The organism is Paraburkholderia bannensis NBRC 103871 (assembly GCF_000685015.1).
In the GTDB taxonomy this organism is placed as follows: Bacteria; Pseudomonadota; Gammaproteobacteria; order Burkholderiales; family Burkholderiaceae; genus Paraburkholderia; species Paraburkholderia bannensis.
This window is the reverse complement of record NZ_BAYA01000005.1, coordinates 185,128-194,834: the sequence shown is the minus strand read 5'-3', so window position 1 is coordinate 194,834 and position 9,707 is coordinate 185,128. Positions and strand designations below refer to the sequence as shown.

At 63.9% G+C, this 9,707-nt stretch carries 8 protein-coding genes; 3 read left to right on the top strand and 5 right to left on the bottom strand.

Annotation, left to right across the window (positions count from 1 at the left end):
- Positions 1-690: 690 nt before the first annotated feature.
- From BBA01S_RS40715 to phnX, 3 genes are all read right to left on the bottom strand, one after another.
- Positions 691-2,142, bottom strand: a complete 1,452-nt coding sequence (locus tag BBA01S_RS40715; protein WP_042296600.1) for an MFS transporter — start codon at positions 2,140-2,142, stop codon at positions 691-693.
- A 62-nt stretch (positions 2,143-2,204) separates the two neighbouring features.
- Positions 2,205-3,332 (bottom strand): iron-containing alcohol dehydrogenase PsrA, encoded by a 1,128-nt coding sequence (gene psrA, locus BBA01S_RS09625; protein WP_156965917.1) that lies wholly within the window; start codon positions 3,330-3,332, stop codon positions 2,205-2,207.
- An 8-nt stretch (positions 3,333-3,340) separates the two neighbouring features.
- On the bottom strand, positions 3,341-4,231 hold the full coding sequence (phnX, locus tag BBA01S_RS40710; protein WP_084162037.1) for a phosphonoacetaldehyde hydrolase: 891 nt from the start codon (positions 4,229-4,231) through the stop codon (positions 3,341-3,343).
- A gap of 201 nt (positions 4,232-4,432) precedes the next feature.
- Here phnX and BBA01S_RS09615 point away from each other — a divergent pair, with 201 nt between their 5' ends.
- On the top strand, positions 4,433-5,317 hold the full coding sequence (locus tag BBA01S_RS09615; RefSeq protein ID WP_027816242.1) for a LysR substrate-binding domain-containing protein: 885 nt from the start codon (positions 4,433-4,435) through the stop codon (positions 5,315-5,317).
- 27 nt (positions 5,318-5,344) lie between these two features.
- Here BBA01S_RS09615 and BBA01S_RS09610 read toward each other — a convergent pair whose 3' ends face one another.
- The gene (locus BBA01S_RS09610; RefSeq protein WP_027816241.1) at positions 5,345-6,013 is read right to left on the bottom strand and encodes a glutathione S-transferase family protein; all 669 of its coding nucleotides are present in this window, start codon (positions 6,011-6,013) and stop codon (positions 5,345-5,347) included.
- Positions 6,014-6,249: 236 nt separating this feature from the next.
- On the opposite strand from BBA01S_RS09610, the gene BBA01S_RS09605 reads away from it, so the two are divergent.
- Positions 6,250-7,611: a polyhydroxyalkanoate depolymerase gene (locus tag BBA01S_RS09605; RefSeq protein WP_027816240.1), complete on the top strand. Its 1,362-nt coding sequence runs from the start codon at positions 6,250-6,252 to the stop codon at positions 7,609-7,611.
- A 102-nt stretch (positions 7,612-7,713) separates the two neighbouring features.
- Entirely contained in the window at positions 7,714-8,835 is a 1,122-nt protein-coding gene (locus tag BBA01S_RS09600) for a GGDEF domain-containing protein (protein WP_042296599.1), read from the top strand.
- 51 nt (positions 8,836-8,886) lie between these two features.
- On the opposite strand, the gene BBA01S_RS40705 is transcribed toward BBA01S_RS09600, so the two are convergent.
- Positions 8,887-9,648 (bottom strand): YkgJ family cysteine cluster protein, encoded by a 762-nt coding sequence (locus tag BBA01S_RS40705; protein ID WP_042296598.1) that lies wholly within the window; start codon positions 9,646-9,648, stop codon positions 8,887-8,889.
- Positions 9,649-9,707: the final 59 nt, after the last annotated feature.

Genomic DNA, 9,707 nt, shown 5'->3' with positions numbered 1-9,707 from the left:
ACAGCAACACGTTTTTGCGCGCGTGCACGCGTGTACGAGGCCCCGGCAATCACGCCCCATCGTCCTGCTGAAATCGACCGCGTCTTGAAGTTCATTTCGCCGCCTGTCTTTTATTCGTATTGGGTCAGATATTAATCGGTGACGAATGAGTGAAGCGGTACGAACATGTAAAAAAGTTTTTCAGCGGGAACGAAATAATCCGGGCTAGATAGTGATTCGGAAAATCTTGCGATAAAAAATAGGCAAGAAGTTAGCGTGCTATCGAACACCCAGAAAAAGATGCCGCTGGTTTTAAAAGTGGTAAAGGGAAGGCATGTATAGAGCGCTAAACAATATGAGGAATGGCGTGGTGTGAGTGCGTGCAAGCGACGCTGGCAAGCGCTTTCGACCCGACGGTGTGCTGGACGCCAGAAATGTCGATCGGCGCCGACTTTAGCGTGGCGATTTAAACCCGCCGGCTTTGGAAGGCTAAGTAAGTTGAAAGCTTGCTGGCGGTGTTGTGTCATTGTCCAGGCTCTGATCTTCTTTATTGCTAAATCGAAAAATAAGCCGACGCTTTCGCGTCCGGAATTAATTGAGTTGATTTAGCAAAAAGCGATCCCGGCCCAAAGCGCACAGCCAAAACAAAACGGCGCGAGGTTCGAAAGAACCTCGCGCCGCGCGGTACTGCATATATTCAACTGTTTTCTATCAGGCTACGTGCGGCACCCCTTCGGCAGACACGCTGAAGCCGTCGTCCACGCTGCCTTCTTCCAGCGACACGTTGCGCGTCTCGCGACCCATCATCCACCACGCTGCCGCTGCGATCGGGCCAGGCAAGGCGAGCAGCAGCAGTCCAATCAGTGCCGCCGAGGGCGTGCCTGACGCCGCGTACACATTGGTCAGCATCAGCGGGGCGATGACGGCGCCCAGTCGGCCCACCGCGACGGAGATGCCCAGACCCGTGGCGCGAATGCGCGTGGGCAGGATTTCCGACGACACCACATAGCCCGAGATGTACGCCCACGTCACGCCGAACTGGATCAGGCAATAGCCGATTACCATGCCGGGCAGCGTGTGCATCGCGTAGATCACCACAATGGCGAGCGTCGTGAAGGTGTAGCTCACGAACAGCGAGGCGCGGCGTCCCCAGGCCTCGACCAGCACGGCGGCGGTCAGGCCGCCCGCGAGCGCGGCGGCGTTGCCGTAGACGTAGTAGATCGGCATGTCGGCGGCGGAGACCTTCATATAAGGCAGGATCACGAGCGCCATCAGCGAGAGCACGCCATAGACCACAGCGGCTTGCGAGAAGTTGAGCGCGCTGGCCAGGCCGCAACGCATGCGGTACGCGCCGAACAGCTCGCGCAGGTTGCGCAGGAAGGTGGGATGCACCGGCACGAGCGCGGTTTTCGGATAGCGCTGCACGGCCTGTGCGCGTTCCTGCTGCGTGAGCTTGCTGTGCGCGGCGCTGGAGGCGATTTTTTCGACGATCGCTTCGGCTTCGGCGACGCGGCCTTGTTGCAGGAGCCAGCGCGGCGATTCGGGAATCACGCGGCGAATCCAGAAGAACAGCAGCGCCATGGTGGTGCCGAAGCCAAAACCCACGCGCCAGGAGATCGCGCCGGGCAGATGGTTGAGCACGAGGTACGAAATCGCCGCCGAAAGCAGTGCGCCTACCGGGAAGCCCGAGAGAATCAGCGAATCGGTGCGACCGCGGTGGCGGCGCGGGATGAACTCGCCCATCGTCGCCGTGACCGCCGAGTATTCGCCGCCCACTGCGAGCGCGGTCATGGCGCGGAAGAACAGGAACGACTCGTAGTTCCACGAGAACACCGTGGCGACGCTGAAGAATGCGTACCACAGCAGCGTGGCGAGAAAGAGTTTCTTGCGGCCGTAGCGATCGGCAAGATAGCCAAAGCCGATTGCACCCACCAGCATCCCGAACACCCAGATGCTGACGGCGAGCGATCCCTGGGCGGAGCTCAGGTGCCATTGAGTCTTCAGGACACCGAATACACTGCCGATGATGTTGGTCTCGAACGAGTCGAGCGCCCAGCCGACGCCAAGGGCGACCAGCATCAGCGTATGAAAGCGCGTCCACGGCATGTTGTCGAGGCGCGCGAGCGCGTCGGTTTCGACGGCGCGCGGTGCAGGGGTTTGCATAGTCACGCTGGATTCTCCTGAGCGGTGAATATCGATGAGTTCAGTTGAGCGACGTTTCAGTTTCAGTGCACCGCGGCGGCGGGCGCTTGCGGGGCGAAGTCGATGTGCGGAAAGTTCGCGCGCTGGCCGATGAAGTTGCGCCCGCGCGCACCGTCGAAGGCGTGATCGACGATGGTTTCCCATTGCTGCGCGTCCACGCCGTATGCCGAGGGATGGCTCGATACGCCCAGCTTGTCGAGCAGCGCGGCGAGGCGTGCAGGCGCCTCGTCGATATCGCCGAAGATCTCGCCCAGTGCCGCGTCGCAATCGGCGTCCACACCCAGCGCCGCTTCCATCACGGCGGGCAGGCAGAACGAGCACGCGATGCCGTGCGCCACGCCGCGCGAGAGCGTGATGGCGTACGAGATGTTGTGAGCGAGTGCGGTGCGCGTATTGGAGAATGCGAGACCGGCGCGCAGCGCGCCGAGCGCCATCGCACCGCGTGCTTCCAGATCCTGGGGATTGGCGCTCACGCGTTGCAGGCCGGAAATCAGCTCGCGCGCCGCGTGAATCGCGAGGCCGCGCGTGACGGGATTCGCGTGGACGTTCCAGATGCTCTCCAGTGCGTGCGAAAGCGCATCGAGGCCGCTGGCGATGGTCGGCTGCATCGGCAGACCGACCATCAGGCTCGGATCGACGATCACGGCTTCCGCATAGAGGTCTTCGCGCGAGAGCGAGAGCTTGCGGTCGTTCTGCGGATCCCACACCGTGGCCCAGCAGGTCACTTCGCTGCCGGTGCCCGCCGTGGTGGGAATCGCGATGATTGGCAGCGCGCGGCGGCCCGTCGCTTCGGCGCCTTCGAGGTAGGCGAGCACGGGTTCGAATGCGCCGTGCTCGGCGGCCAGCACTTTCGCGCTGTCCATCACGGAGCCGCCGCCCAGCGCGATCAGCACTTCGGGTGCGTCTTCGAGCGCGGCCAGTTGTTCGCACGCGCGGCGCAGCATCGGCACCGAGGGATTCGCTTCGACCGAATCGATGCGTCCGAGTGCGGGGCCGTTGCGCGCTTCGATACGATCCGCGAGATCGGCGAACAGGGCATCGGGGTAAGTCACGATGACATAGCGGCGGCCTGCAATGGCTTCGCCGATTTCATCGAGCGAGCCCGCGCCAAAGCGCACGCGCACCGGGTTGTGAAAATTCCACGTATGCAGGTTGCCGCTCATGCTGCTTCTCCTGCGGCCAGTGCGCATTCGATGGCGTCGATCACGCCGGGCAGTTCCGCGATGCTATCGATCAGGAAATGCGCGCCGGTGCGAGCGAGTTTGTCGCGCGCGGGGGCCAGCAGCGCTTCGCGCGCATCGGCGTCGAGCGCCTGCCATTGCGCGAGCGAGAGGCCCACTTCGTTGCCGGTCGCCACGATGCCCACCGTCCACATGCCGGCGGCAAGGCCCGCTTCCAGGCCAGTGGGGCTGTCGTCCACCACCACGCAGCTTTGCACGTGCGCCGCGCCCAGTGCGAGCGCGTTGGCAAGGCACATGTCGGGCCACGGACGGCCGCGCGCCACGTCGCTCACGGTGCAGCAGAAGTCGGGCGCGTAACCGTGCGCGGCGGCAATCGGCTGAAGGTTCTTCATCACCTCGCGCGGATAGCCCGTGGTGCTGCCGATGGCGATGCCGCGTGCGCGCAGCGCCGCGATCGTTTCCAGGGCGCCCGGAATCAGTGCGCTGTATTTGGCGACGTTGATTTCGTCGATGCGCAGGAACGAGGCGTAGAGCGCGTCGATATCGCCTTCATTGGAAGCGCGGCCAAACTGCGCCTGCCAGCGCGCCTGCACGTTGGCGTCGCGCAGGATCATGGCGATGTGCTCGCGCTTGGCGGCGCCCATCGGCGCACGCGCTTCTTCCACGCTGATCGGCAGTTCGGCGAGCGCGAACGCTTCGCAGAAGGCCTCGACCGGCGCAATGCAGCCAAAGTCCAGCACCGTGCCGGCCCAGTCGAAGATCGCGGTGGTGACCGGGCCGCGATACGGCGTCGCGCGGCGCGGATTGCGTGCGCGCGCATCGAGTGCCTGATTAAGGGAGTGAACGTCGAGGGCAGGGGTAGTCGTCATGCTCGCACCGAAAAAGCCAGGGGGTCGGGGTGGGGACTTCACATCAGACGAATCCGGCGATTCGCGATGTATTCCGTCCGGGTGTGAGCAGCAGAATAGTTTTGACACATGACGCCGCTATGATCGAAATACCCGTTGAAATTCGGTGCATTCACCGAAAAACTCGATCGATCGAACATCGGTCATTAAGATGACGTGCCTATGACATTGACCCAGATCCGCGCCTTTATCGCAGTGGTGCATCACGGCGGCTTCACGGCGGCCGCGCGCGCGCTGAACATGAGCCAGACCACCGTGACCTCGCAGATTCAGGCGCTGGAGCAGGAACACGGCGTTCAGCTGTTTCATCGGCGCGGGCGGCGCGTCGAGCTTTCCGATGTCGGGCTCGATCTGTTGCCGATTGCACGCCAGATCGGAGGGCTGGAGAACGATGCGATCTCGCTGCTGCGTGACAGCGGCGCGCTCACGCATGGCTCGCTCAAGATCGGCGCGGTCGGGCCGTTTCATGTGACGGAAATGATCGAGGCCTATAACGCGCGCCATCCGCAGATGCACCTGTCCGTCACGCTCGGCAATTCGGAGCATGTGATGCGCGAACTCGACGCCTACACCTGCGATGTGGGCGTGGTTGCGCGCGCATCCGACGACGAGCGCTATCACATGCAGCTCTACGCGCGCTATCCCGTGGTGGTGTTCGTGCATGCGGCGCACGCATTCGCGCGGCGGCGCTCGATCAGGCTGGCCGAACTGGCGGACGAGCGGCTGCTGATGCGCGAGGCCGGTTCGACCACGCGGCTGGCGCTGGAAGAAGCGCTGGCCGGTATTGGCGCGGCGCCACGTGTCGCGATGGAGATTGGCAGCCGCGAGGCGTTACGTGAAGCGGTGGCGCGCGGGCTGGGCGTGGGGACGGTGTCGGAGTCCGAATACGTGGCCGACGAGCGGCTGCGCAAGGTGCGCATCGAGGGCGACCCGATCTCGACGCACATTCATGTGTGTTGCCTGAAGGAGCGCCGCGAGAGCCGCCTGGTCGCGTCGTTCTTTACGGCGGTGCAGGCGTTGTGTTCGCCAATGAATTGCCATGTATGACGAAATAATGGGCGTGCGGATTGCCGCCTAGAATTCCATATCCAGTTCGTCGATGTCCACGGTTTCCGCCTGCGCTGCTGCGATCCATTCCGCCACGTAGGGCTGCTTGAGCACGCGCAGGCAGTAGTCGCCAATGTCGGCGTCGATGGGCACTTCGTAGGTGAGCAGGCGCGTGACGACTGGCGCATACATCGCGTCCGCCGCGCCGATTTCACCGAACAGCCACGGGCCGCCATATTGCGCGAGGCACTCGCGCCAGATCGTCACGATGCGTTCGATATCGTCTTGCGCGCGCGACCAGATGCGGAAATTCGGGAAGCGGCCGCGCAGGTTCATCGGCAGCGCGGAACGCAATGCGCTGAAGCCCGAGTGCATTTCTCCGCAAACGGAGCGGCAATGCGCGCGCGCTTTGCGGTCGGCGGGAAGCAATTGCGCCTGCGGGCTGATTTCGTTGAGGTATTCGCAGATCGCGAGCGTGTCCCAGATCTCGATGCCGTCGTGCCGCAGGCAGGGCACGAGAATCGACGGCGAGAGCAGCAGCAGTTCTGCGCGCGCGGCAGCGTCGTCGACGGGCACCGTCACGGTTTCGAATTCGAGGCCCGCGAGCTTCGCGAGCAGCCAGCCGCGCATCGACCACGACGAATAATTGCGACTGCTGATCGTAAGGCTCGTATTCATCGTATTCGTCTGATTCATGCAGCTCTCCTGAGCACTGTGCACGGCTTGAGCGCACCTCGCGGGCGAACGCGCACCGTGAATGTCGCGCCCATGCACTACGTTGAGGCATTCATGACACGCCATGTGCGCGCAAAGCGCTGCAAGGAGGGCGTGACGTCGCGTTGATCGATTTGGGTGCAAGGCGCATGCCAATGTGCGCGGCGTTGGCATAGCTATTGCCTGCCATTGAAGGACTTTTACCGCATGGGCGCGACATGAACCTGCTTGCTTATCCCGCCTATCAGGCGTACGCGGATCTCATGCTGCCGTGGCGCGCCGCCGCGTCGCTCACGCGCGCGTCGCTGGCTGCGTGGCCCGCGCTCGCAACGGGTTTCGATGTGCGCGAACTCGACGCCTGGTGCGAAATGATCGAGATGGCCGGACTCACGCACGCGAGGCCGCCGTTCGGCATCGATTTCGTCGACGTAGAAGGCGAGCGTGTGGCGGTGACGGAGGAGGTCGTCAAGCGCACGCCGTTTGCCACGCTGCTGCGTTTTCGCAAGGAGTGGCCGCAAGGCAGTGCGCCGCAGCCGCGCGTGCTGCTGGTTGCGCCGATGTCCGGGCACTTCGCCACGCTGCTGCGCGGCACCGTGCGCACGATGCTGGCCGATCACGACGTCTATATCACCGACTGGCACAACCCGCGCGACGTGCCGCTTGCCGCTGGGCGCTTTGGCTTTGACGAATACGTCGAGCACGTGATGGCCTTTATCCGCCGCATCGGCCCCGACGCGCATCTGGTGGCGATCTGCCAGCCGACCGTCGCCGCGCTCGCGGCGGTCGCGCTGATGGCCGCCGACAACGATCCCGCGCAGCCTGCGAGCATGACGCTCATGGCCGGGCCGATCGATTGCCGCGTCAATCCCACGACGGTGAACGACCTGGCCAACAGTAAGCCGATTGAATGGTTCGAGCGCAATCTGATTGGGGCGGTGCCGGGCGGTTTCGCGGGCGCGCACCGGCGCGTCTATCCAGGCTTCGTGCAGTTGAGTGCGTTCATGTCGATGAATCTCGAACGGCACCTGGCGTCGTTTGCCGAGATGCGCCGCGAACGCGCCCAGGGCGATGCCGCGAAGGCGCAGGCGATCCGTGTTTTTTATGAGGAATATTTCGCCACCAGCGACCTCACGGCAGAGTTTTATCTGGAGACCGTGCGCACCGTGTTTCAGGAATATGCGCTGCCGCTGGGCAAACTGAAAGTGGGCGATCGCCTGGTCGAGCCGCACGCGATCCGGCGCACGGCGCTCTTGACGGTCGAAGGCGAGAAGGACGATATCTGCGCAGTGGGTCAGACCGTGGCGGCGCAGGAATTGTGTTCCGGGCTGCGGCCTTACATGAAAACCCATCACGTGCAAACGGGCGCGGGGCATTACGGCGTATTCAACGGGCGGCGCTGGGACACGCAGATCTATCCGCTGGTGCGCTCGACGATTCACGCGCATGAACCGCGCGCGCGGCGCATCGGCGCTACCTCTGAGGCGCTCGCGTCCAGCCAGGTGACCTTGCGTGCCTTGCTCGACGCGCAGACACATGCGGCCGCCGCCATCGCCAAGGCCGCCGAAGTGCAGCCCAAATGAGGGGCGCGCACGTGAAACCGCCAATGAATCATTGCGTAAATCGCACTAAAGCCGCAAAGCAGAACTGCCGATAAGCACGGGATATCCACACCCGGTGTTCCTGTGACCGAATCGACCAATATCGGCGAGCGCCTGCGTTCGCTCGTGAACACCGTCCAACGCAACGAGCGTGCGCTGCAACGCTTCCAGCAAATCGAGCTGCGCCTGATCGAGGCGGAGGATTTCGCGGCCTTTCTCGACATATTGACGGGCGAACTCGTGCAGGTGTTCGAGCTGCGCGCGGCAACGCTCTGGCTGGACGACGGCGCGCGCCTGGCGGCCGAATTGCACGCGGCCGTTGCGCAATCCGCACCGGCGAGCGGGCAACTACGCTGGGGCCGCACGGCGGGACTCGATCTGAGTGCGAGCGCGCCACAACTCGGCCCGGTGGACATGTTGAGCGAGGACGTGCAGGCGGCGCTGCTCGGCGCGACGCCAGACAATGCGAGCGCGGCGATCCTGCCATTGCGGCACCGCTCCGGTCTGCTTGGCTACCTGAGCCTGGTGAGCGAGAGCAGCGAGCGTTTCGCCGAAGGCATGGCGACCGATCTGCTGGCGCGCTTCGCGGGCTTTGTGAGCGCGGGGCTCGTGAACGTCGCGCAGCGCGAGCAACTGAAGCATCTGGGCATGACCGATTCGCTCACGGGCTTGCCTAACCGGCGATACTTCGAAATGCGGCTCGAAGAGGAATTGCAGCGCGCCGCACGTCATGCGGTGTCGGTCGCATGCCTCTTCATGGATCTCGACTATTTCAAGCTGGTCAACGACACGCACGGTCACGCCGTGGGCGATCGCGCGCTGGCGGCGGTGGGGGCGTGCATCCGTTCGGCGGTGCGGCTCGGCGAGACGGTTGCGCGCTTCGGCGGCGAGGAATTCGTGGCCGTGCTGCAAGGCGACCGCGCGAATGCGAACGTGGTCGCCGAGCGCGTGCGCCGCGCCGTGCAGGCGCTGGTGGTGCGCGACAACGATGGCGGCGAAGTGCCGGTCACGCTGTCGATTGGCGTGGCGGTCACGCCGGGGACGACGGCGGACAAGGGAGCGGCGGCCCGCGCGCTGATCGAGGCGGCCGATGGCGCGCTCTATCGCGCGAAACGCACGGGACGCAACCGGATCGTGTTCGCCGATTGCAGCGAGGACGAGGCCGCCGTGGACGCAACGCCGGACGAAGCGGACTCGCAGGACTGATTTAAAGCGGATTTAAACGCTGAATTTAAATCCAGCGTTTAAAGACACCCCTTAAAGCCCGATGTACTGGTTGCCGTCGCGGCTGGCATCGACATCCATCGCACCATGTGCACCCACCTGAATCAGCGTATCCACCGTCGCACGGCGGTTCGATACGAGCGTCCATGCTTGCGGCGGCGCACTGTGCGCGCCCGCATCGTTCTGCACGTCGATCAGCGCCTGAAGCAGGCGCTCGCGTTCTGGCGTGACGCACACAAAACCTTCATTGGCCACCGAAGCCTGGTCGACACCCAGGCGCTCGCATAGCGCACGTTTCATCTCGACGGACGATTCGTCCGCGCGACGGCTTGCGTCGATCGCATCGCGCGTGACCGCGTCGACCAGCACGCCGTCGATGGCGAACGGCGTCGGCGCTTGCCACGCGTCTTGCGGGCAGAGCTTGAATTCCGGCTTCAACGTAAAGAACGGATTGATTTCGGCGGGATAGACGCGGCACACAAGCGGCCGCGTTTCATAAATGCCGCAACGCTTGTCCTCGCCGAGATTCGGGCATGGGCCCGAAAACGTCGCGGCCAGTGTCACGCCCACGCGGATCGGCAATTCACCGCTATCGGCCGCGAACGTGCGCTTGCGTTTGTAGGCGGCGTAAGCGTTGTCGGCCTCCGGCTCGACGGGCCACGGCAGCGCTTCGCACAGCAAATCCACCTGTCCGCCGCGCTCCAGCCAGCGAACAGCTTCGGGGAAGGTCAGGGGCAGGCGCAGGTCGGTGCAGCATTTGCCACAGCCGGTGCAATTGAAATGAGTACTAGCCAACGGCGGGGATCCTTGTGTTCGCGCGCCAGAAAGCCGGCCGCGTCAGGCTAAACAATAGC